At 50.6% G+C, this 21063-nt stretch carries 23 protein-coding genes; 6 read left to right on the top strand and 17 right to left on the bottom strand.

Annotated elements, in window-relative coordinates:
* Nucleotides 1-13: 13 nt before the first annotated feature.
* The 4 genes from LZ463_RS05070 to LZ463_RS05055 form a co-directional block, all read right to left on the bottom strand.
* Nucleotides 14-1000, bottom strand: coding sequence for a beta-ketoacyl-ACP synthase III (locus tag LZ463_RS05070; RefSeq protein ID WP_241454499.1), 987 nt, complete (start codon nucleotides 998-1000; stop codon nucleotides 14-16).
* Nucleotides 997-2091, bottom strand: coding sequence for a phosphate acyltransferase PlsX (gene plsX, locus LZ463_RS05065; RefSeq protein ID WP_241454498.1), 1095 nt, complete (start codon nucleotides 2089-2091; stop codon nucleotides 997-999). The genes LZ463_RS05070 and plsX overlap by 4 nt, the downstream gene beginning before the upstream one ends.
* Before the next feature lie 286 nt (nucleotides 2092-2377).
* Nucleotides 2378-2560 carry a 50S ribosomal protein L32 gene (gene rpmF / locus LZ463_RS05060; protein WP_162018712.1) on the bottom strand — a complete coding sequence of 61 codons (183 nt, stop codon included), beginning with the start codon at nucleotides 2558-2560 and terminating at the stop codon, nucleotides 2378-2380.
* 124 nt (nucleotides 2561-2684) lie between these two features.
* A complete protein-coding gene (locus LZ463_RS05055; protein ID WP_241454497.1) occupies nucleotides 2685-3209 on the bottom strand; it encodes a YceD family protein in 525 nt (174 codons plus the stop codon).
* 115 nt (nucleotides 3210-3324) lie between these two features.
* Here LZ463_RS05055 and LZ463_RS05050 point away from each other — a divergent pair, with 115 nt between their 5' ends.
* The 3 genes from LZ463_RS05050 (at nucleotide 3325) to LZ463_RS05040 (ending at nucleotide 5948) form a co-directional block, all read left to right on the top strand.
* Complete coding sequence (locus LZ463_RS05050) at nucleotides 3325-3936, top strand: Maf family nucleotide pyrophosphatase (protein ID WP_241454495.1); 612 nt, start codon at nucleotides 3325-3327, stop codon at nucleotides 3934-3936.
* Between the two features lie 34 nt (nucleotides 3937-3970).
* Nucleotides 3971-4723, top strand: a complete 753-nt coding sequence (locus LZ463_RS05045; RefSeq protein WP_241454493.1) for an SAM-dependent methyltransferase — start codon at nucleotides 3971-3973, stop codon at nucleotides 4721-4723.
* Nucleotides 4724-4787: 64 nt separating this feature from the next.
* Entirely contained in the window at nucleotides 4788-5948 is a 1161-nt protein-coding gene (locus tag LZ463_RS05040; RefSeq protein ID WP_241454491.1) for an iron-containing alcohol dehydrogenase, read from the top strand.
* Nucleotides 5949-6027: 79 nt separating this feature from the next.
* Here the strand turns inward: LZ463_RS05040 and LZ463_RS05035 are convergent, their stop codons facing one another.
* The 13 genes from LZ463_RS05035 to ispD all read right to left on the bottom strand — a co-directional run bounded on the left by LZ463_RS05035 (nucleotide 6028) and on the right by ispD (nucleotide 15329).
* The gene (locus tag LZ463_RS05035) at nucleotides 6028-7254 is read right to left on the bottom strand and encodes a hypothetical protein (protein ID WP_241454489.1); all 1227 of its coding nucleotides are present in this window, start codon (nucleotides 7252-7254) and stop codon (nucleotides 6028-6030) included.
* A gap of 101 nt (nucleotides 7255-7355) precedes the next feature.
* Nucleotides 7356-8123 carry a hypothetical protein gene (locus LZ463_RS05030; protein ID WP_241454487.1) on the bottom strand — a complete coding sequence of 256 codons (768 nt, stop codon included), beginning with the start codon at nucleotides 8121-8123 and terminating at the stop codon, nucleotides 7356-7358.
* 19 nt (nucleotides 8124-8142) lie between these two features.
* On the bottom strand, nucleotides 8143-8742 hold the full coding sequence (locus LZ463_RS05025; RefSeq protein WP_241454485.1) for a hypothetical protein: 600 nt from the start codon (nucleotides 8740-8742) through the stop codon (nucleotides 8143-8145).
* On the bottom strand, nucleotides 8739-9017 hold the full coding sequence (locus LZ463_RS05020; protein WP_241454817.1) for a DnaJ domain-containing protein: 279 nt from the start codon (nucleotides 9015-9017) through the stop codon (nucleotides 8739-8741). The genes LZ463_RS05025 and LZ463_RS05020 overlap by 4 nt, the downstream gene beginning before the upstream one ends.
* A 172-nt stretch (nucleotides 9018-9189) precedes the next feature.
* Complete coding sequence (locus LZ463_RS05015) at nucleotides 9190-9669, bottom strand: FKBP-type peptidyl-prolyl cis-trans isomerase (protein ID WP_241454484.1); 480 nt, start codon at nucleotides 9667-9669, stop codon at nucleotides 9190-9192.
* A gap of 114 nt (nucleotides 9670-9783) precedes the next feature.
* A complete protein-coding gene (gene cydX / locus LZ463_RS05010; RefSeq protein WP_241454483.1) occupies nucleotides 9784-9954 on the bottom strand; it encodes a cytochrome bd-I oxidase subunit CydX in 171 nt (56 codons plus the stop codon).
* A 41-nt stretch (nucleotides 9955-9995) separates the two neighbouring features.
* Nucleotides 9996-11135: a cytochrome d ubiquinol oxidase subunit II gene (gene cydB, locus LZ463_RS05005; RefSeq protein WP_241454482.1), complete on the bottom strand. Its 1140-nt coding sequence runs from the start codon at nucleotides 11133-11135 to the stop codon at nucleotides 9996-9998.
* Nucleotides 11136-11144: 9 nt separating this feature from the next.
* Entirely contained in the window at nucleotides 11145-12737 is a 1593-nt protein-coding gene (locus tag LZ463_RS05000; RefSeq protein WP_241454481.1) for a cytochrome ubiquinol oxidase subunit I, read from the bottom strand.
* Nucleotides 12724-12987, bottom strand: a complete 264-nt coding sequence (gene cydP / locus LZ463_RS04995; RefSeq protein WP_241454480.1) for a cytochrome oxidase putative small subunit CydP — start codon at nucleotides 12985-12987, stop codon at nucleotides 12724-12726. Before cydP ends, LZ463_RS05000 begins: the two co-directional genes overlap by 14 nt.
* A gap of 9 nt (nucleotides 12988-12996) precedes the next feature.
* Nucleotides 12997-13593 (bottom strand): GbsR/MarR family transcriptional regulator, encoded by a 597-nt coding sequence (locus LZ463_RS04990; RefSeq protein WP_241454479.1) that lies wholly within the window; start codon nucleotides 13591-13593, stop codon nucleotides 12997-12999.
* Nucleotides 13594-13804: 211 nt separating this feature from the next.
* Nucleotides 13805-14077 carry a DUF4404 family protein gene (locus tag LZ463_RS04985; RefSeq protein WP_241454478.1) on the bottom strand — a complete coding sequence of 91 codons (273 nt, stop codon included), beginning with the start codon at nucleotides 14075-14077 and terminating at the stop codon, nucleotides 13805-13807.
* A gap of 33 nt (nucleotides 14078-14110) precedes the next feature.
* Entirely contained in the window at nucleotides 14111-14614 is a 504-nt protein-coding gene (gene ispF / locus LZ463_RS04980) for a 2-C-methyl-D-erythritol 2,4-cyclodiphosphate synthase (RefSeq protein ID WP_241454477.1), read from the bottom strand.
* 10 nt (nucleotides 14615-14624) lie between these two features.
* Nucleotides 14625-15329, bottom strand: a complete 705-nt coding sequence (ispD, locus tag LZ463_RS04975; RefSeq protein WP_241454474.1) for a 2-C-methyl-D-erythritol 4-phosphate cytidylyltransferase — start codon at nucleotides 15327-15329, stop codon at nucleotides 14625-14627.
* A 129-nt stretch (nucleotides 15330-15458) separates the two neighbouring features.
* Between ispD and mfd the strand changes: the two genes are divergently transcribed.
* The 3 genes from mfd to LZ463_RS04960 all read left to right on the top strand — a co-directional run bounded on the left by mfd (nucleotide 15459) and on the right by LZ463_RS04960 (nucleotide 21013).
* On the top strand, nucleotides 15459-18890 hold the full coding sequence (gene mfd, locus LZ463_RS04970) for a transcription-repair coupling factor (RefSeq protein WP_241454472.1): 3432 nt from the start codon (nucleotides 15459-15461) through the stop codon (nucleotides 18888-18890).
* A gap of 28 nt (nucleotides 18891-18918) precedes the next feature.
* Entirely contained in the window at nucleotides 18919-19767 is an 849-nt protein-coding gene (gene serB, locus LZ463_RS04965; protein ID WP_241454470.1) for a phosphoserine phosphatase SerB, read from the top strand.
* Nucleotides 19768-19939: 172 nt separating this feature from the next.
* Nucleotides 19940-21013, top strand: a complete 1074-nt coding sequence (locus LZ463_RS04960; protein ID WP_241454469.1) for a phosphotransferase family protein — start codon at nucleotides 19940-19942, stop codon at nucleotides 21011-21013.
* Nucleotides 21014-21063: the final 50 nt, after the last annotated feature.

The following is a 21063-nucleotide window of genomic DNA, read 5'->3' as shown; positions in this document are numbered from 1 at the left end:
TGTTAAAGAATTCTTACATCCTGACGATGGCAGCGCCCCAGGTAAAGCCGCCGCCAACACCTTCGAGCATAATCGTATGACCAGGCTTGACACGACCGTCGCGCACGGCCAGATCCAGAGCCAGCGGTATTGATGCAGCAGAGGTATTGCCATGTTGATCCACGGTAACCACAACCTTATCCATCGACATACGCATTTTCTTGGCGGTGCTTTGCATGATGCGGATATTGGCCTGATGCGGTATCAGCCAATCAATCTGTTCTGTTTTCAAGCCGGCAATTTCCAGGGCTTCAGTCGCCACTTTTTCCAGCAGGGAAACTGCCAGCTTAAATACCGCCTGACCATCCATGTACAAGAAAGCACTACCGGCAACCACACCACTTTGCACATTACCAGGTACACACAGGATGTCAGCGTAGCTGCCATCCGCATGCAATTTGGTTGCCAGCACACCAGGCTCACTGGATCGAGACATCACAATGGCGCCAGCACCATCGCCGAACAGCACACAGGTCGTCCGGTCCTCAAAATTCAGGATACGGGAAAAAACCTCAGCCCCTATGACCAGCACATTCTTGTGGCTGCCCGATTTGATCATGCTGTCGGCAATCGACATGGCGTACATGAAGCCACTACAAACCGCCTGCACATCAACTGCTGCACCGCCGTTGGTAATACCCAGCTTGTTCTGGACTACACAGGCAGTACTCGGGAAACCGCCCAGGAAATCCGGTGTTGATGTTGCCAGTACAATCATGTCAATGTCGTTGGCTTGCATCTTGGCAGCCTCAAGCGCGCGTTTCGCCGCCTCGACAGCCATGTCGCTGGAAGTCACCGTTGATTCGGCATAATGACGGAAAGAGATACCGCTACGGGAGAAAATCCATTCATCTGAAGTTTCTATACCCTTTGCAGCCAATTGCTCAGTCAGTTCCTGATTGCTTACTTTTTTAGGCGGCAAATAGCTGCCTGTACCGATAATTTTGCTATAAAAAGTCATGCGGTTTTCTGTACCAAGAGTTCATTGTTATCTGGAGCGACTATCTCGGCAACTGCGTCGGCATCTGCTATAGGCATCAATTTCGCCATTGAAGTCGCAATGCGAGACAATACATCATTTTTAGCTGCATCGAATGCGCGCTGTATTGCCCATTCATAACTGTACTTGTCTGCACTACCATGGCTCTTGAAAACCAGGCCACGCAAGCCCAACAGGCTGCCGCCATTGTAGTTGGAGGGATTCATGGTGCGCGATATGGATTTCAGGGCGCCGCGCGCCAGGATGGCACCAAGGATATTCAAAGGATTGCTCTTGAATGCAGAAGTCAGCGTAATCTTTACAAAACGCCCCATGCCCTCTGCAGCTTTCAAGGTTACATTGCCAACAAAACCGTCGCAGACAACAATGTCGGTCGTACCTTCGAAAATATCATTACCTTCAACATTGCCATAAAAATTCAACAGACCGCGTTCGTGATCCGCACGCAGTAATTGCGCAGTCTTTTTGACGACATCGTTACCTTTGATATCTTCTTCACCGACATTGAGCAAACCTATACTGGGCTTGTCCTTGCCCTCCAGAGCAGAAACCAGGGCAGAGCCCATGATGGCAAATTGATGCAAATGCAAAGGTTCGCAATCGACATTGGCCCCCAGGTCCAGCATATAAGTAGGTAAATTCTTTTGATTTGGCAAGATGCTGCAAATTGCCGGCCGATCCACACCCTGCATGGTTTTCAGGACATAGCGCGAAACGGCCATCAGTGCACCTGTATTGCCTGCCGAGACACAAGCCTGAGCACTACCATCTTTGACCTGATTAAGCGCGACCCGCATGGAAGAGTCTTTTTTACGGCGTAATGCCACCTCCAGCGGGTCATCCATCTCCACCACTTCGGTAGCATTAACAATCTTCAAGCGTGGGTGATTGCCGGCATGGTGTTTCTTTAGTTCACTTTGAATGATGGATTCAATACCTACCAGGAGGAATTCGACATCGGGCTCGCGGTTGGCAAAAGCGACTGCCGCTGCCACGGTAACTGCAGGGCCGTGATCTCCGCCCATGCAGTCTATGGAAATTTTAATTGTCATGTAGTGATACGAAACTTCATTCCGAAACAGCTAGTGTATCAAACCGGAACAGAATTCATCCCGAATTAATTTTTCAAAAGCAGGATTATCGCAAAAATTCAAAGACCCACCGATACATTTCAATCAAAAAGAGGTTTGAGAGCAATATTTGCCGTACTGAACAATCTCCGTCCTGGCGCGACCTTAATAGAAAGCCATGCAACAAACACACATCAGGATCGGTAAACGCAAAAAAAGCGGCGCCAAGTCCAGGACTCGTTACGCCGCTTCTTTTGCCAAGAACAAATTACTCGTCGTTCTTGGTCTTCAAAACTTTACGACCACGATAAAAGCCGTTAGGGCTGATGTGGTGACGCAGATGAGTTTCACCAGTTGTTGGCTCGATACCCAGCTGCGGTGCAGTCAGGAAATCGTGGGAACGGTGCATGCCACGCTTGGATGGGGACTTTTTGTTTTGTTGAACTGCCATGATAACTCCTAATACTTCAAAAAATGTTTCTAAAATTTAACACGCCTGGTTGAAGAATGCGAACATCGCCAACCAAGAATCCCTAACAATACTTCGACCTGAGTGTTTTTTCAGAATAATGCCACTAGGTACGCCCATTAATTTTCTTCAGCACAGCAAAAGGTGATTCTTTCTTGCCGACTTCCGCTTCAATCGCTGCAGTAGTATCTGCTGAAGCCAACGGTAAATCCGGGCATACTGCATGTTTGGGCGATTGGGGTATTGCCAGCAGCGCCTCATCCTCGATCAAATCCATGATATTGAATGCCTTGCTACCTACTACAACATCAATCTCGTCATCTTCGAGCAATGCCTCGATTTCATCAGCATTTTCTTCGTTTTTGGCGAGTATCAATATAGATTCAGAGTCAATATCAAATGCAAACGGCGTCAGACAGCGCTGACACATCAACTGCACCGAACCACTCACAGACAACTCCAACTGCGCATGACCCAGCTTGTCTTTCCCACCCTGCAAAGACCAGCTCAACTCACCAGTGGTGTTTGCGCTTTCTTCTGACAGGCGGGGCAAATCTGCGACCAAAATGCTTCCCGAACGCTGCTCTTCGAGCCGGGAGAACGCGAAAGCGTCAATCACAAATGCTTGCATAGGATTATTTGAACCCAGAAAACCTGCGATAATAACAGGATTACACCTTACTAGTCAAAGACTTGGCGCGTTTTTTCATACTTTGACGGCGTAAACCCTGAAAAATATTTTCAAAATGCAAACAAACAACAAAACAGCCAGGCTAATCCTGGCCTCGAGCTCTGTCTATCGCCGTGAATTATTAGGCAGATTACGACTTGATTTTGAAAGCATGGCCCCCGATCTTGATGAGGCTCCGCTGACAGGCGAAAGCCCTGTACAAACAGCCCTGCGCCTGGCACAGGAAAAAGCCAGGACCATAGCCCGAAATCAGCCTGAAACCATTATTATAGGCTCAGACCAGGTTGCAACCCTGGACAACCTGCAAATTGGCAAACCAGGTAGCCACGCAGCAGCCTTAAAACAATTGCAGTTAATGCGTGGACGAGAGGTTGCTTTTCACACAGCCTTATGCGTGCTGGATAATCGCCTGAACGCTCCTACCCCTTTGCAAATCCAGGACATTTGCACCATCGTCAAATTCAGGGATTTAAGCGACCAGGAGCTTGATGCCTATCTACATCTGGAGCAACCTTACGATTGCGCAGGCAGCGCAAAAAATGAAGGGCTGGGCATCACCATCCTTGAAAGCATCAAAAGCGATGATCCGACTGCACTGACCGGCCTGCCACTGATTGCGCTGACCGGCATGCTGCGCAACACCGGCATTCGCTTCTTCGGCATTTGAATCCGGGTAGCACACACTTTACAGATTACAAAATATGACAGGCACGCTTTTCCTTATCCCCAATACCCTGGGTTTGAACAATGACCAGCATAGCAGTCTGCTGGCGTCCATTATCCCTGACACCGTACAGGCAATGACATCGCAACTCAGTCATTTTGTGGCAGAAAATGCCAAGACTACACGCGCTTACTTGAAATACCTGTCGCAGGTCCATCCACTGCAAAAGACCATGCAGGAAATCCAGATAGCCGAATTAAATATCAATACACCCGCCCAGGCTCTGGAGGGACTCCTGCACCCCTTGCTACAAGGCCACGATGTGGGTCTGATATCAGAAGCCGGTGTACCTGCGGTCGCCGACCCTGGCGCCAACCTGGTCAGGCTGGCCCATCAGCACGGTATCAAGGTGCGACCACTGGTTGGCCCCTCATCATTGTTGCTGGCCCTGATGGGTAGCGGCCTGAACGGGCAAAGTTTTGCCTTCCATGGCTACCTGCCGACTGACGCAACGGCAAGAGCCAAGCGCATCAGGGAGCTCGAAGAGCGGTCAAAAAAAGAAAAGCAGACGCAATTGCTGATAGAAACCCCTTACCGCAACGCCGCCATGCTGGAAGCCCTGTCCAACTCATGCCAGCCATCCACCCTGATCTGCGTCTCCACCGATCTGAGCCTGGATAGCGAATCCATACAAACAAAAACTGCGGCAGAATGGAAGGCCCAGCTAAACAAGCAGCAAGGCCCTGACTTTCACAAGAAGCCAACGGTCTTCCTTTTCCTGAGCACGTAAAAAATGCACGACCGGTCTATTTTGTGAATTTGCGTTAAGATGTCTTTTTTCTGGAGGAATGCATATGCTGAATTTTGATTTTTACAACCCCACACAGATATTGTTTGGCAAAGGTCGCATTGCCGACATCAACAAATCCATCCCTGCAGAAGCAAAAGTGCTGGTGCTCTATGGCGGTGGCAGCATCAAGCAAAACGGCGTCTATGACGAAGTCATCGCCGCACTTGGCAGCCGCTCCGTCACAGAGTTCACAGGCATAGAACCTAATCCCAGCTATGAAACCCTGATCAAGGCAGTTGAAATCATCAAGCAAAACAAGATCGATTTTTTGCTGGCTGTTGGTGGCGGCTCTGTCATTGACGGCACCAAATTTATCGCAGCAGCAGCTTTATTTGAAGGTGATGATCCATGGGTCATCATGGAAAAACGCGGCAACAATGTCACCAAGGCCCTGCCCTTTGGCAGCGTACTGACCCTGCCTGCAACCGGTTCAGAAATGAATAACGGCGGTGTAGTCACGCGAAAATCCATCAATGCCAAATTAGCCTTCTCCAGCCGCCATTGCTTCCCGCAATTTTCGGTACTTGACCCGACCAAGACCTTTACCCTGCCCGTGCGCCAGATAGGCAATGGTGCGGTAGACGCTTTTGTCCACGTCATGGAACAGTACCTGACCTATCCGGTGAACTCACCAGTCCAGGACAGGTTTGCCGAAGGATTGTTGCTGACCCTGATAGAAGAAGGTCCGAAAGCCCTTGCCAATCCCGAAGACTATGATGTACGCGCCAACCTCATGTGGTGCGCCACCATGGCCCTGAACGGCATGATCTCCACCGGCGTACCACAAGACTGGGCAACACACATGATAGGCCATGAACTGACCGCCTTGCACAATATTGACCATGCACAAACCCTGGCTATCGTTTTACCCAGCATGCTACGTGTACGCAAAGAAAGCAAGCGGGCAAAACTGCTGCAATATGCAGCGCGTGTATGGGGCCTGCATGATGGTGATGAAGACGGCCGCATTGAAACTGCGATCAGCCGCACCCAGGATTATTTCGAGCAAATGGGCGTCAAGACCCGCCTCAGCGATTATCAGCTGGACGCCAAGGACATCAAGCCGATTTTGGCTGCACTGGAAACACATCGCATGGTTTCTCTTGGCGAAAAACGTGACGTAACGCTGGATATCAGCCGGCAGGTTCTGGAAATGAGCCTGTAATTCAGTGATTGCAAAAAAAATAGCCATACCAATTCAGGTATGGCTATTTTTACCTTATCAATCAAAACAGGAAAAATTCCTATTTCTTGGCTGCCGGTTTTTGAATATGGCAGTTCGCATCAAGAAAACGCATTGCACCGCTGTAATTCGTATCCCAGTCGTCCAGCAAATAATTGCCCGCCTCTTCGACAAAATTGGTCCAATCCTCCAGCAAGCCTTCCTGTTTTTCATGTGGCGCCGAGGTCCTGATCCACTCTGTTGCCAGTTCAGACTGGAAACCCTGTTCGCGGAATTTCTTCACCAGGCTTTTTGCCGTTTTTTCCGGCAAAGTTGTCTTGGGCGGGATTTCACCGGCGATACAGACAAACAAGGTCATCAGGGAATCAACATCTGTTTTTCCCTTGGTAAGCCTGGTCCATTCTTTTGATACCAGGGCATCATATTCAGACGTATCTTCCACCTCATGATCACGAAGGTAATAACGGTCTTTCAACTCAAATACCAGCTTGTCCAGGGATGCTGCTTTATCTTGCAGGCGCGGTAAATCATGTGCTTTGATTTCGCCAAGTATACGCTCGACAATGGGGTGAAATTGTTCCGGGAATTCCCCCATATCCAACCCAGACCATGCCTTCTTGATACGGGCCGGAGTAAAGGCACGGATGGCATCAATCAGGCTGGCAAATTCCACCTGATTTTGCATCGTAGCATCTTGCTTGCCAAATAATTGCAGCAGCAAGGCACTCCTGACGACGGAAACCGCCTCAACATCTTCTTCTTTCAAATAAGCCGCAGACAAGCCCAGCATTTCTCCAAACCAGTATCCAGCCTCGATTTCCAGCGCATTGAGCTGTCTGTGCTCCAAAGCGTTTCTATACTCCATCGGCTTTTCTTTCAGGGACCAGGCTTCAAGAAAATCCTCGACCTTGCCCTTGGCCTCATGTCCCAGCAAGGCATATTCCGGCATGGCAAACAATGCCTTCAGCAAACCAGAACCACCACGCGAGAGCGTCAGGAAGGTATTGTCACGTATCATTCTGGCCGCCAGTTCGAGATCACCTTTGGTTGTCTCGATCAGATACAGGCTGGCCAGATTGACGATACGCTTGCGTGCCGCTTCAATTTCAGGACGCAGGTATTTACTACCGAATGCATCAGCAATCTGCACCATGCCCTTGGGTGCTTCTGCCTCAATGGCAGCAATCTTGCTGGTACTGATAATCGCCTTTTGCACGCCATAGCGCAATGCCGATTCAAAGTAAGGGCGATTATCAAGCAGGGCAATTTCAAAAGTATTTTCAGACATGAATACCAGAATAGTGTCAGGCTATGAAAAAATAAAAGGCAGGCAGAAAGATTCTGCCTGACATGCACGTCAAAGGAAAAGCACTCGCAAAATATCAGAAATTACAGAGCAGACTCTTCGTCATCGTCCTTGTCATCACCGTCATCATTATTTTTGGGGCGTTCGTCCTGCTCTTCCTCGGCACCTTCACCACCTTCCAGCTCATCTTGCGCCAGACTGGCCTGATAGGCTTTGTAACGTGCGCGCAATTTCATCAGCACTTCACGGAAAATCTCTGGTAACTCATAACGCAATATGTAAGTCACCTGCATCCAGTCATGGTCTTCCAGATTGGCCATATCCAGGGGTGAAGCCAGGCTTTCAGTATCACGGGTCAGGTTCAGCAAGTCATCTTCAAGCGCACGGGTCTTGTTGTCATCACCGTACTCATACAGGTCGAAGGTTGCATAACGGTAGAAATGTTCCACCATCTGCGCCCTGTCAAGCAGATAATCGACGAGTGCATCATAACCACCGTCCACTTCAGCGATCTCATACAGGAATTCCGCCGGATCAGCCCCATCACGAAAAATGACAGAATTGATCATGCCACGCAATTGCTCATGCGTTTGATCACCGTAACGGCGTTCCAATACCACGGCTTGAGCAAATTGCTCAGGTGTGACCAGCAAATTCACCAGCGACTCTTTGGAAGCATCATATTCACGAATGATGGCCAGCAAGTCTTTTGCCGGGAATTCATCGAGCGCGGCAACCAGCGCCTTATCACCCTCAGTTTCAGCCAGGTTGGCCAATGCATGTTCGGCCCCGGCAATATCGCCCGCCAAGACCAGGCTCTGAGCCTCAATTAACGCAGGATAATTACTCATCAAAACTCCCTATTCTTTTTTATTCTTTGCGGTCAAAACCTTGTTCGGCCAGCCAGTCGGCGCCCGCCTCACCCAGGTCATAATCATCACCATCGTCACCGTCATCACGACCATGCCTTCCGTATTGGCCATCAAGGTCGCCATTTTCTTTCAGTTCATCACTTTCTTCATTAGCATCTTTGTCTTCATCTTCACCATCTTGTGCGTCACTCGCGCCCAGCTTGCGTGTGAGCTGGCTACGATTCAAATATTCCAGCGTTGCGGCAATCACCAGAAAGGCTTCACCATCAGCATCTTTCAACACGATACGGCTCAATGGCTCTGCCCAGGGCTCCAGTTTGACAGCGGCAGACAAGGTTTTCCAGCCCGGCAGTTTATTTGCCTCCTTGGCGCTCAAAGACTCAAATGTCAGCGGATTCATGAAGATAAAGCCCTGATGAAAAGCAACCGCCAGCATCTCAGGATTGCTTGCCATCATGGGCAGCAGCAAGGGCAACTGCTCAGCCTTTTCACGTAACCTGGCCTTCAAAACATTTTTACCTTCAGAATCGGATTTCAAGTCTTCCAGTTCGGCCTTGTATAGTGGCATCAGGTCTTCAAAAAAACGCGACAATTTCACTGCAATACTCCTGATAAATAATTTTTCCAGATTTCAGCTGCGGTCTCCAATGGAGAATCAAGCAGGTTGCGCCGACGATTTTCATCATAGGCAGTCCGTGCTGCCTCATCCGACAAAACATCGTAAGCCTCTTTGACTGCATGGAATTTTTCTGGGGCCAGCTCCGAATCATTTCTGTCCGGGTGGAACTCAGCAGCTTTCTGGCGGAATGCCTTTTTAATGTCAGCCAGGCTGGCATTGGTAGGGATACCGAGAATAAAATAATAGTCTTTCATACACACTCTTGCTTGCACTTGGACTGAAATTTGCGCTGCCATTCAGCAGCAAGGGAATGAGAGCATCATCAAAATGACGCTCCCTGCACAGATCACCAGCCGCTGGCGATACCGTTAAATAACCGACTAACCGACGCCTTAACTAAGCACATGCTTAATTAAGCGATATTCATCAATGATGATGACCGTGCTCACCATGGACATGGCCATGTACCACTTCTTCGTCACTGGCTTCACGCACTTCAAGTACCTCTGCGTCAAAACGGATGGTCATACCAGCCAGAGGATGATTGCCATCAACCGTGACTACGCCAGCATCTATTGCTGTAACACGGAACTGCATGGTTTCACCGGTTTCTGGCTCACGTGTTTCAAACATCATGCCCACCTCGATATCAGGCGGAAAGGCGCTGATATCTTCTTCGCGCACGAACTCATCCTCATATTCACCAAAGCCTTCTTCCGGCGCAAGTGTCACCGAGACCTTGTCACCTGCAACCTTGCCATCCAAAGCCGCCTCTACAGCTGGCAGGATATTGTCATATCCACCATGCAAATAGACGATGGGATGCTGATTCTGGTCGATAACCTCGCCTTCAGCACTGAACATGGTGTAATTCAAACTGACGACGGTATTTTGTGTGATTTGCATGGCAGTAAATAAAGAAATTGCGCATTCTATGCGACAAAAATGAAAAGAGTGCATCATCAAGAAGACAATACACCCGTTTTCTCAAACTAACCGCATATTGTAACAGAGCAGCGCCTATTTATTGCGCTTACCCTCTTTATGCTCTTGCCGCGCCTGCTCAAACCTTTCCTTGGTCAATGCTTCGTCACGCTCACCAAAGGCATAATTAGCTTCCAGCCACATGACATTGATGATGCCAAAAGCCAGCGCCAAACCTATACCCAGTATCCAGTTGAAGTACCACATTATTACCCCCTTTATTATCGCAGTCTCAGTTTTATCCCTGTTTAATAAGCAGAATGTTCGTTTGCGCTGATATGCGCCTCACCGATCTTGCCGCGCAAGACCCGATATATCCAAGCGGTATATGCCATGATCAGAGGCAGGAAAATCACCACCACCCAAAACATGACACCCAAACTTTTATGGCTGGCAACTACATCCCAGGCCGTCAGGCTGCTTGAAGGGTGCAGTGACGACGGCATGACAAACGGGAACATGGACACTCCCGCAGTCAAAATCACCATTGCAACCGCCACTCCGCTACATAAAAAGGCAACAACGTCCCTGTTTTTGTATGCAAACACTGGACTGAATATCGTGGTTAGCAATCCAATCGCTGGCAGGCACCAGAGTATGGGTGCGCTGGAATAATTACTCAGCCAGGCACCCGATGCACGCTCGACAGTTTTCATGACAGGCATGAAGGACGTATTGGCATCAGGCATACTGATGATGCGGTAGCCGTCGATACCAAAAGCAACCCAGATACCGGCAATTACGAAACTGCAAACCGTCGTGATGGCCGCTGCCAGCAAAATCGGCTTCGCCCTGTCCCTGACAACACCTTCAGTCTTGCTGCGCAAAAACGCTGCACCATGCATGAGCAACATCGCCACACTCAGGATACCGGCCAACAAACCAAAAGGATTGAGCAAGCCCAGTATCCCCCCCACGTATTCAAGCCGCATGCTTGCATCGTAGTGAAACGGCACTCCCAGTAAAAGATTGCCAAAGGCGATGCCAAATATCAATGGTGGCACGAATCCTCCCACGAACAAGGCCCAATCCCAGGCTGAACGCCAGCGCGGGTCTTGCACTTTGCTGCGATAGTCAAAGCCGACGGGGCGAAAAAACAAGGAGAATAACAACAGCATCAGGGCTACATAAAAGCCTGAAAACGCCGCTGCATAAGCGAGTGGCCATGCCGCAAACAAGGCGCCACCGGCAGCAATGAACCAGGTTTGATTCCCTTCCCAGGTTGGCCCTATGGAATTGATGACAATACGTCTTTCCATATCGGTTTTAGCAACAAAGGGCAATAGCATGCCGACACCAAAGTCAAATCCATCCATCAAGGCAAAACCTATGATCAGCACGCCGACAAAGGCCCACCAGATCAGTTTTAAAGTTTCATAGTCAAACATGATGTCTCCTTAGGCCCGAACAGTTGTATCAGTTGAATGCATATTGATCGCTGCAGTCTCGAAGTGATATTTGCCAGTATGCAAGGCACTCGGTCCCAGGCGGGCATACTTGAACATCAAAAACAGCTCCAGCACCAGCAAGAGCGTATAAAACCCCATGAAACCCGCCAGGCTGAAGTACAAGTCGTTAACCTGTAAGGTAGACGCAGACAAATGAGTAGGCAACACACCAGAAATAGTCCAGGGCTGACGGCCATATTCTGCGACTATCCAGCCCGTCTCTATCGCCACCCAGGGCAGCGGTATGCTGTATAAGGCCAGCTTCAGCAGCCATCTCTGTCTGGAAAGGCGACGGCGTATCAGCATATAAAAAGATGTCGAAAAAATAAACAGGAACAAAATACCCAGACCCACCATCAATCTAAACCCGAGAAACATGGGGGCGACCTTGGGGATGGAATCATGGCTGGCCTTGTTTATCTGCTCAGGGGTGGCATCAACGACATTTGGCGCATATTTTTTAAGCAGCAAGCCATAACCAAGATCCTTTTTCAAACGCTCGAAATTGGCTCGCGCCTCCGGTGATTTATCGCCTGATTTCAAACGCATCAGGGCGGCATAGGCTTCCATGCCCTTGATAATGCGGGCCTTGTTTTCCTGTTTAAGGTCTTTGATGCCCGTAACGGGTGTATCCGTCGAGCGCGTGGCAATCAAGCCCATCAGATAAGGTATCTTGACCGCATAGTCGGTACGCTCCTCCTTGTCGTTCGGCAGCCCGATAACGGTGAATGGTGCGGGTGCTGGCACGGTGTCCCATTCAGCCTCTATTGTCGCCAGTTTGACCTTGTTCACCTCGCCGGCCGTATAACCGGATTCGTCGCCGAGCACGATCACTGACAGGGTTGATGCCAGACCAAAAGCCGAAGCAACAGCAAAAGACCGTATCGCAAAAGCTGTGTCCCTGGCCTTAAGCAGATAGTAAGAAGACACGCCAAGCACAAACATGGATGCCGCGACATAACCTGCCGCAACCGTATGGACGAATTTGACCTGTGCTACGGGATTGAAGAAAACGTCTTTCAGACTGACCAGCTCCATGCGCATGGTCTCGAAATTGAAGTCGGCGCCGACCGGATTATTCATCCAGCCATTAGCAATCAATATCCATAAGGCAGACAGATTCGATCCCAGGGCAACCAGAAAGGTAACGCCCAGATGGGCGGGTTTGGACAGACGATTCCAGCCGAAAAACATCAACCCGACAAAGCTGGATTCAAGAAAAAAAGCCATCATGCCCTCAATGGCCAGGGGTGTGCCAAAAATGTCGCCTACATAGTGAGAATAATATGACCAGTTGGTACCGAACTGAAATTCCAGGGTAATGCCAGTGGTCACGCCCATGGCAAAATTGATGGCGAATAATTTACCCCAGAACTTGGTCATGTCCCGGTAGATTTCACGGCCAGTCATGACATAGACAGCTTCCATGATGAATAAAATCCAGGACAAACCCAGGGTCAGAGGGACAAACAGAAAGTGATACATGGCAGTCGCGGCAAATTGCAGGCGCGACAAGCTGACAACTTCTTCAATGGGAAGCATGGCTATCCTTCAATTCAGGTTGATTTTTTCTTGCTTCAATTCGCTGGCCGGCAAGGCTGGAGTGACTGCCCGCACCAAGCAGATGCTGTTCAAGCCTATCCGCTGGCAAACGCATGTGTTTGGTTTGCGGCCTGGAGAAAAATGCGTGCCATAGCAGCGTCAGGATGGCGACTTTAACGATCAGGACAAGAACGATTTCCATCCACAGTGGCAAGCGCTTCCAGTGCCGGAATGCCGATAGCGAAGTCATTTATTCACCTCATTTACTTGCTGCAGCGTTGTCCCCGTGCTCGTCAGCATCCGGCTTACCGCCGCCAAACCTGAACTTGTCACGGATGTCCAGCACGGTTTTCACTCTGGACCCCATCTTCATCAGCGACGCCAGCGTCTCTGGCGACAAGCGTTGCACATCATCAAACCAGGACGTCGATAACTCTATAAGCTGATACATTTCACGCATACGCTCTTGTGCCAGCTTATCCGCTTCACTGGCCGGATTTTCCAAAAGAGCATCACGCAACATGGACAGCGTCGGTTCGATCTCACGTCGTCTGCGTTCTTCCAGCAAGGCCTTGAAAATATCCCAGATGTCTTTTGGCGGCTCGAAGTACTCGCGCCTGTCACCCGGCTTGTGCAAGAGCTTGACCAGGCGCCAGGCTTGCAACTCTTTGAGGCCCATACTCACATTTGAACGGGAAAAACTTAAAGCCTCGGCAATGTCATCTGCATTCATAGGTTGAGATTGCACATAAAGCAAGGCATATATTTGCCCCACTGTGCGATTGATACCCCAGCGGCTCCCCATTTCGCCAAAATGCAGGATGAATCTCTGCGTCAGCGGGCTTAGTGCATCCATATTCAATTTCTCCAATTTTCTGAATTTTCACGAATTACTGAAATTATAGAATATTCTTGAAATTCTTGTTTAAAGTCAAAAATCTGAATACCCTTCGCCCTTTCGCCCTTGCAAAGAGCGCTTCGCAAATCGAAAGCGCCAAAATAAAAACCGCCCGAAGGCGGTTTTGAGATACTTATTTTGAGGTACCTAGTGAAATTCCTGTCAAAAATCACACCCCAATTTTTTCCAGCATCGTACCCAGTTCACGCAAAGCCGGTTCCAGCTTCGGATGTTGTGCCGCGAACCTTGCAGACAGCGCCTGGGATCTCTCACTCAGAGCGGCAAAAACAGGATCATCACGATTTTGCATATTACCCAGTACATGCTGTATGTCCTCATTGAGTTTTTCCAGCAAGGACTTCAATTCTTCATCTATCTGCTCGGTGCTCGACAACTCATGATGCAACTGCCCCAGCAAACGCTTCAGATTTTCTTTTTCCATACCTGCTCTCCTTATTGACACACCTGATGTAGTTTAGTCCCCGGCCAGCGGAAAAACCAGTACCACCGCTTCAGCCGCAATACCCTCTTCCCGCCCCAGATAACCCAGACGCTCATTGGTCTTCGCCTTGATATTGACCTGACTTGCCGTCACTTGCAAATCTTCCGCAATATTCGCCACCATGGCAGTGATATGCGGCGCCATTTTCGGTGCCTGGGCAATGATGGTTGCATCCAGATTTCCGACACCATAACCAGCGGCGTGGATGCGCTTGATAGCCTCACGCAACAACACACGGGAGTCCGCACCGGCAAACTGCTTGTCAGTATCAGGAAAATGCCTGCCGATATCACCCAAAGCCACGGCGCCAAACAAGGCATCCGTAATCGCATGCAGCAACACATCAGCATCTGAATGCCCCAGCAAACCGAGATGATGAGGGATATTTACCCCCCCAATGATGAGCTTGCGGCCAGGCACCAGCGCATGACAATCATAACCTTGCCCTATCCTGAAGGGCGGCAGTTTATTTTGCATCAATCTTCCTTTATTTATGAGCTGTCTTCAGCTGATTTGCAACCAGGTCCATGTCACTGGCCAATGTAACCTTCAGATTACAGGCGTGCCCCTCCACCAGCAGAGGTACATAGCCCGCGGCCTCAATCGCGCTGGCCTCATCAGTAACCGACTCGGCATTTTCCAATGCTTGCAACAATAACTGGTACCTGAACATTTGCGGCGTTTGTGCCAGCCACAAACCATCCCGCGATACCGTTTGCACTTTTCCGTTGACCACCCGCTTGACTGTATCCACCACAGGCAAGGCCAGCAAACCACCCACGGGACTGTCCGCAACCTGGCTGATCAGGCGGGTCAGCAACTCCTCATTCAAACCTGGGCGAGCCGCATCGTGGACCATCACCCAGTCGTCTGCACGCAATTCTTTACCCAGATAATGTAAGCCATTGCATACCGTATCACGCCTACTTGCGCCACCAATGCGCAAGATGGAAAGCTTTGCAGATGATTGTAGATAGTTATCAATATAATCATCATCAGGACTGACGACCACATACACATGCCGTATCTGAGCAAAATCAAGGAAGGCATCAACTGCATGCTGCAAAATCACCTTGCTACCAAGTTGCAAATATTGCTTGGGAATAGCTGCCCCCATACGCGTACCAACGCCAGCCGCAGGGATCAGGGCGACGTATTTTGGTACGTTCTTTGCTGTTATTTCAAGGTTCATGTCAACAAATCCAGTCCCTTCAATGAAAAAGGGTGCCTTCGTTTATAATAAGGCGCTCATTTTAACCGCGTATCTTGTTCCGTAAGCAGCTTTTACGGCACTCACTTTTATAGCCGCAACATAGCCGCAATGTCATTTGATTTCAGCAAATCTTTAGCAAAACCCGGTCATAAACTGACACTCCCGAATTTGCACGGTTCTTCCGATGCGTATGCATTGGCGCAGGCTGCAAGCACGCTCAAGTCTGAACAGCGCATGCTGACCGTATTTGTTGCCAACCCCGGTGATGCCCAGCGCCTGCTGGACGAAATTCCCTGGTTCAATCCCGAACTGCGCTGCCACCTGTTGCCCGACTGGGAAACCCTGCCCTACGATGCATTCTCGCCACATCAGGATCTGGTATCTGAACGCCTGGCGAGCTTGCATGAGATCGGTCAAGGCAACTGCGATGTTCTGCTAGCGCCGGCAACCACAGCCTTGTTGCGCATGGCTCCGCCCTCATTTCTGGCAGCTTACACCTTCTTCTTCAAAAAGAATGACCGGTTGGATGAAACCAGGCTGAAAACACAATTGACGCTGGCCGGCTACAACCATGTCAACCAGGTTATGTCACCGGGTGAATACTCGGTCCGCGGCGGCCTGATCGACCTGTTCCCCATGGGGTCGCCCCTGCCGTATCGCCTCGACCTGTTTGGCGATACCATAGAAACCATACGCACCTTTGATGCTGACACCCAGCGCTCGCTCTATCCAGTGCCAGAAGTACGCTTGCTGCCAGGGCGCGAGTTCCCCATGGACGAACCCGCCCGTGCGGCATTCCGCAGCCGCTGGCGCGAAACGTTTGAAGGCGACCCATCACGTTCCGCCATCTACAAGGACATAGGCAATGGCATACCATCCGCAGGCATAGAGTATTATCTGCCGCTATTTTTTGAGCAGACTGCCACATTATTTGATTATCTGCCGGCTGATCCCCACTTTGCGCTTGTTGGCAACATCAACGATGCCATACAGCGTTTCTGGAACGATACCCGTTCACGCTATCAGTTCCTGAAATCGGACAGGGAGCGCCCTGTCCTGCCGCCGGAAACCGTATTTTTACGCGATGAAGATTTCTTCGCCGCCCTGAAACCCCTGGCGCGCTGGGCGTTAGGAGAAACGGAAAAAACAGCACTGGCTTCGGAAATCTCAGGTTTTCTACCTGATATTGCCGTCAATCGCCGCGCCGATGATCCGCTGACACACCTGCGTTCTTTCCTGTTGCAGACAGACAAGCGTGTCATGATCTGCGCAGAAACCATGGGCCGACGCGAGACTCTGCAGCAATACTTTAGCGAATATGACATACGTCTGAGCCTGTGCGAAAGCTATACCGACTTTGCCACGACAGATGCAAAGCTGATGCTTGGTGTCGCACCTTTGCATTCCGGATTCATACTGGCAGATGGACTGGCCTTTATCACCGAAGCTGAACTGTACGCAGGCAGTGGCAAGCGCATAGGCCGAAAGAAGCAGGAAGCCGTCACCCAGGTCGAGCACATGGTGCGCGACCTGTCAGAACTAAAAATCGGTGATCCGGTCGTCCACAGCAACCATGGGATAGGCCGCTACATGGGCCTGATCAGTATGGACCTGGGTGAAGGTGAAACGGAGTTCCTGCATCTGGAATACGCCAAGGACACCAAATTGTATGTGCCAGTCTCGCAATTGCATGTTATTTCGCGCTATTCTGGCGCGTCACCTGATGACGCCCCCCTGCACACGCTGGGTTCGGGTCAGTGGGAAAAAGCCAAGAAAAAAGCTGCACAGCAAATCCGCGATACCGCAGCTGAACTGCTGAACCTGTATGCCCGCCGTGCAGCCCGCCAGGGCCATGCTTTTGACTATTCAGCGCGTGACTATGAAGCCTTTGCCGACAGCTTCGGCTTCGATGAGACACCGGACCAGGCAGCCGCCATTACCGCCGTCATTGGCGACATGACCTCAGGCAAGCCCATGGACAGGCTGATCTGTGGCGACGTAGGCTTTGGCAAGACCGAAGTCGCCTTGCGTGCAGCCTTTGTTGCCGTCATGGGTGGTAAACAGGTCGCCATCCTGGCTCCCACCACCCTGCTGGCCGAACAGCACGCCCAGACCTTTGCCGACCGCTTTGCTGCCTGGCCGGTGAGAATTGCTGAATTGTCGCGCTTCCGCTCCGGCAAGGAAATCAGTCTGGCCATGAAAGGTATGGGTGACGGCACCATAGACATCGTCATCGGTACTCACAAATTGCTGTCAGATGATGTCAAATTCTCTCGCCTGGGCCTGGTGATTATCGATGAGGAGCACCGCTTTGGCGTACGCCAGAAAGAGGCCCTGAAAGCCTTGCGTGCCGAAGTCGATGTATTGACGCTGACAGCCACGCCGATACCGCGCACTCTGGGCATGGCGCTGGAAGGCCTGCGAGACTTTTCCGTCATCGCGACAGCACCGCAAAAGCGCCTGGCGATCAAGACTTTTGTACGCGGCGAAGATGATTCCGTCATCCGCGAAGCCTGTTTGCGTGAGCTCAAGCGCGGTGGCCAGGTGTATTTCCTGCACAATGAAGTTGAAACCATAGAAAACCGCAAGGCCATGCTGGAAGCCCTGCTGCCAGAGGCACGTGTAGTCGTGGCACATGGCCAGATGCATGAGCGTGACCTGGAAAAAGTCATGCGTGACTTTGTGGCGCAACGCCATAACATCCTGTTGTGTACCACGATCATAGAAACCGGTATTGACGTGCCGACCGCCAATACCATCATCATGCACAGGGCAGACAAATTCGGTCTCGCACAATTACATCAATTGCGTGGCCGCGTTGGCCGTTCCCACCACCAGGCTTATGCCTATTTACTAGTGCATGATGTGCAGGGACTGACCAAGCAGGCCAACCGCCGCCTGGAAGCGATCCAGCAAATGGAAGAACTGGGCAGCGGCTTTTACCTGGCCATGCATGACCTGGAAATACGCGGCGCCGGCGAAGTGCTGGGCGACAACCAGTCAGGCGAAATGCATGAAATAGGCTTCCAGATGTATTCCGACATGCTTAATGAAGCCGTGCGCTCGCTAAAAAATGGCAAGGAACCTGATCTGGCGGCGCCATTGTCAACGACCACAGAAATCAACCTGCATATCCCTGCCCTGCTGCCAAATGAATTCTGTGGCGACGTCCATGAACGCCTGTCCATCTACAAGCGTCTGGCCAATTGCAACAACGCCAATGCCATAGATGATATGCAGGAAGAGATGATAGACCGCTTCGGCAAATTACCCGAAGCCGTCAAATCGCTGCTCGAAACCCACAGGTTGCGTGTAGCGGCCAAACCGCTGGGCATCATCAAGATTGATGCACATGGCGAAGCTGCGACCCTGCAGTTTGAACCCAAGCCACCAATAGATGGCATGCGCATCATTGAACTGGTGCAAAAGAACAAACACATCAAGCTCAATGGCCAGGACAAACTGCGCATTACAGCCACCATGCCCGACCTCGCCAGCCGCGTTGCCCAGATCAAGGCAACCATCAAGGCCCTACATTAAAAACGAACAGACAGAATCGACGACCATCATGTATTTGACCATACAAGGCTTGAACAACACACTCAGCAATAGCACCGCACTTATCCAGCACATCGCCAGCCAGACCAAGGCAAAACTGGTACAACTGACTCCCCGGGCAGTACGCCTCGAAGGAGCCGAATGTGATGAGCAAACCTTACACGCAATACGTGAAAACTGTTTCGCCGCCCAACTGGATATCACGGCTCTCGATAAGCAACTTGCCCTGGCAGACTTCAAACTGGTCGCCATGGACATGGATTCAACCCTGATCACCATCGAGTGCATCGATGAAATCGCCGACATGCAGGGTCTGAAGCCGCAAGTGGCAGAAATCACCGAGGCAGCCATGCGCGGTGAACTGGAATTCCAGGAAAGTCTGCAACGTCGCGTCGCCCTGCTCAAAGGCCTCGATGCCAGCGCCCTCCAGCGAGTATACGACGAACGCCTGCAATTATCCCTGGGCGCAGATCAGATGCTGAAGACCATACAGCAAGCCGGCCTCAAGACCTTGCTGGTATCTGGCGGCTTTACTTTCTTTACCGACCGCATGAAGTCACGCCTGAATTTGGACTATACACACTCCAACATCCTTGAAATCCAGGATGGTAAGCTGACCGGCAAAGTCACAGGCATTATCGTTGATGCGGATGAAAAACAGAGAACCGTGGAACGCGTCTGTGCTGAAATGGGCATTCTCACCAGCCAGGCCATCGTCATGGGTGACGGCGCAAATGACTTGAAGATGATGAAAATCTCCGGCCTTTCAGTCGCCTTCAGGGCTAAACCTGTAGTGCGTGCGCAGGCAAATGTGGCTCTGAATTTTGTGGGACTTGATGGCGTATTGAATCTGCTTTAAGCATTTCCCCTGAGAATTTGAAGCGCAGTACTTTGCAGTAGGGTTCTCCCTTCAACTCAAATAATAGTACGAACGTTCTATTATTTGAGTTAGAATAGTTTCAGCTCGTCCAGCACATACACCTGTGCCAGGAGTAAGATCATACAAAAACTGAAACAATTGGGAGACACCGATGTTTGAAGAATTCATGGGCACCATGCCGGTGGCCGAGCGTCAAAAATTTGATGTGGCGGCGCTGGCAGACTATATGCGTCAGCATGTTGAGGGTTTCGATGCTGCACTGGCGGACAAGCTGGTGGTTGAACAATTCAAGGGCGGCCAGTCCAACCCTACCTTCAAACTCAGTGCAGGTGGGCAACGCTATGTCATGCGCGCCAAACCTGGGCCGGTCGCCAAACTGCTGCCTTCTGCCCATGCCATAGAACGTGAATTCAAGGTCATGAATGCCTTGAACAAGGCAGGTTTCCCGGCTGCTCGCCAATATGCCTTGTGTGCCGATGAAGATGTCATAGGCCGCGCCTTCTATATCATGGAATTTGTTGATGGCCGCGTGCTGTGGGATCAATCGCTGCCCGGCATGACGCCAGCACAACGGGCTGATATCTACGATGAAATGAACCGTGTTATCGCGCAATTGCACACCATTGATTATGCTGCAATCGGCCTGGCCGACTACGGTAAGCCCGGCAATTATTTTGCCCGTCAGATAGATCGCTGGACCAAGCAGTACCGTGCTTCCGAGACAGAAAAAATAGAAGCGATGGACAACCTTATTGAGTGGCTGCCACACAATATCCCATCTGGTGATGACACCAGTATCGTGCATGGCGACTACCGCTTGGACAATATGATGTTCCACCCTACCGAACCACGCATCATGGCGATACTGGATTGGGAGCTGTCAACACTCGGTCATCCGCTGGCTGATTTCTCATATCACTGCATGAGCTGGCATGTCACGCCCGGCCAGTTCCGCGGCATTGCTGGTCTCGATCACAAAGCTCTGGGAATTCCCAATGAGCAGGAATACATCGCCAAATATTGCGAACGTACAGGCAAGACCATACGCCCGGAAGATTTCAACTTCTACCTGGCCTACAACCTGTTCCGTATGGCGGGGATTTTGCAAGGCATCATGAAACGCTATGTCGATGGCACAGCATCCAGCGCCCAGGCCAAGAAATCCGGCGAAGCAGCGCGTCCCATGGCAGAGCTGGGCTGGAGTTACGTTAAAAAACAATCCTGAACTCAACCCGCAAATTCTTTCAGTTCCACTGTAAGGCACATCGAACAATA

This window comes from Undibacterium paludis, assembly GCF_022568815.1.
Taxonomy (GTDB): Bacteria; Pseudomonadota; Gammaproteobacteria; order Burkholderiales; family Burkholderiaceae_D; genus Undibacterium.
Note: the sequence above shows the minus strand (reverse complement) of the source record. Positions and strands in the feature narration are given on the sequence as shown.

What these genes read in the sequence shown, in the direction of transcription:
- LZ463_RS05030 (WP_241454487.1), bottom strand. Translation starts at nt 8,123, where the DNA reads ATGAGTAATTATCCTGCGTTAATTGAGGCTCAGAGCCTGGTCTTGGCG.
- rpmF (WP_162018712.1), bottom strand. Translation starts at nt 2,560, where the DNA reads ATGGCAGTTCAACAAAACAAAAAGTCCCCATCCAAGCGTGGCATGCAC.
- LZ463_RS04985 (WP_241454478.1), bottom strand. Translation starts at nt 14,077, where the DNA reads ATGGAAAAAGAAAATCTGAAGCGTTTGCTGGGGCAGTTGCATCATGAG.
- mfd (WP_241454472.1), top strand. Translation starts at nt 15,459, where the DNA reads ATGTCATTTGATTTCAGCAAATCTTTAGCAAAACCCGGTCATAAACTG.
- LZ463_RS05000 (WP_241454481.1), bottom strand. Translation starts at nt 12,737, where the DNA reads ATGCTTCCCATTGAAGAAGTTGTCAGCTTGTCGCGCCTGCAATTTGCC.
- cydB (WP_241454482.1), bottom strand. Translation starts at nt 11,135, where the DNA reads ATGTTTGACTATGAAACTTTAAAACTGATCTGGTGGGCCTTTGTCGGC.
- LZ463_RS05015 (WP_241454484.1), bottom strand. Translation starts at nt 9,669, where the DNA reads ATGCAAATCACACAAAATACCGTCGTCAGTTTGAATTACACCATGTTC.
- LZ463_RS05035 (WP_241454489.1), bottom strand. Translation starts at nt 7,254, where the DNA reads ATGTCTGAAAATACTTTTGAAATTGCCCTGCTTGATAATCGCCCTTAC.
- ispD (WP_241454474.1), bottom strand. Translation starts at nt 15,329, where the DNA reads ATGAACCTTGAAATAACAGCAAAGAACGTACCAAAATACGTCGCCCTG.
- LZ463_RS05045 (WP_241454493.1), top strand. Translation starts at nt 3,971, where the DNA reads ATGACAGGCACGCTTTTCCTTATCCCCAATACCCTGGGTTTGAACAAT.
- cydP (WP_241454480.1), bottom strand. Translation starts at nt 12,987, where the DNA reads ATGACTTCGCTATCGGCATTCCGGCACTGGAAGCGCTTGCCACTGTGG.
- plsX (WP_241454498.1), bottom strand. Translation starts at nt 2,091, where the DNA reads ATGACAATTAAAATTTCCATAGACTGCATGGGCGGAGATCACGGCCCT.
- cydX (WP_241454483.1), bottom strand. Translation starts at nt 9,954, where the DNA reads ATGTGGTACTTCAACTGGATACTGGGTATAGGTTTGGCGCTGGCTTTT.
- LZ463_RS05050 (WP_241454495.1), top strand. Translation starts at nt 3,325, where the DNA reads ATGCAAACAAACAACAAAACAGCCAGGCTAATCCTGGCCTCGAGCTCT.
- LZ463_RS05055 (WP_241454497.1), bottom strand. Translation starts at nt 3,209, where the DNA reads ATGCAAGCATTTGTGATTGACGCTTTCGCGTTCTCCCGGCTCGAAGAG.
- LZ463_RS04990 (WP_241454479.1), bottom strand. Translation starts at nt 13,593, where the DNA reads ATGGATGCACTAAGCCCGCTGACGCAGAGATTCATCCTGCATTTTGGC.
- serB (WP_241454470.1), top strand. Translation starts at nt 18,919, where the DNA reads ATGTATTTGACCATACAAGGCTTGAACAACACACTCAGCAATAGCACC.
- LZ463_RS05020 (WP_241454817.1), bottom strand. Translation starts at nt 9,017, where the DNA reads ATGAAAGACTATTATTTTATTCTCGGTATCCCTACCAATGCCAGCCTG.
- ispF (WP_241454477.1), bottom strand. Translation starts at nt 14,614, where the DNA reads ATGCAAAATAAACTGCCGCCCTTCAGGATAGGGCAAGGTTATGATTGT.
- LZ463_RS05040 (WP_241454491.1), top strand. Translation starts at nt 4,788, where the DNA reads ATGCTGAATTTTGATTTTTACAACCCCACACAGATATTGTTTGGCAAA.
- LZ463_RS04960 (WP_241454469.1), top strand. Translation starts at nt 19,940, where the DNA reads ATGTTTGAAGAATTCATGGGCACCATGCCGGTGGCCGAGCGTCAAAAA.
- LZ463_RS05070 (WP_241454499.1), bottom strand. Translation starts at nt 1,000, where the DNA reads ATGACTTTTTATAGCAAAATTATCGGTACAGGCAGCTATTTGCCGCCT.